Source organism: Peribacillus sp. SIMBA_075, from assembly GCF_046534585.1.
The window spans coordinates 1-273 of sequence record NZ_JAWRYN010000565.1; the positions used below are offsets into that span (position 1 = coordinate 1).

Below are 273 nucleotides of genomic sequence, written 5' to 3' on the forward strand. Positions count from 1 at the left end.
GGTATGCTTCCAAAGGGTCCACTAGGTCGTCAAATGTTCAAAAAATTAAATGTGTACCGTGGTGCTGAGCATCCACATCAAGCACAACAACCTGAAGTTTACGAACTTCGCGGTTAATTATAAGGGAGGTTAACAATTTGGCACAGGTTCAATATTACGGTACAGGTCGTCGTAAAAGTTCTGTAGCGCGCGTTCGCTTAGTTCCAGGTGAAGGCCGTATCGTCGTTAATAATCGTGAAATTACTGAATACATTCCATTCGCTGCTTTAATCG

General features: G+C 42.9%; 1 protein-coding gene and 1 pseudogene. Both read left to right on the top strand.

What is annotated here, in order from left to right; translation table 11 throughout:
* Positions 1 to 117, top strand: a pseudogene (locus SB775_RS29415) (50S ribosomal protein L13); the annotation flags it as partial.
* A gap of 20 nt (positions 118 to 137) precedes the next feature.
* The coding region (rpsI, locus tag SB775_RS29420) for a 30S ribosomal protein S9 (protein WP_410864765.1) at positions 138 to 273 on the top strand (136 nt) is incomplete at its 3' end.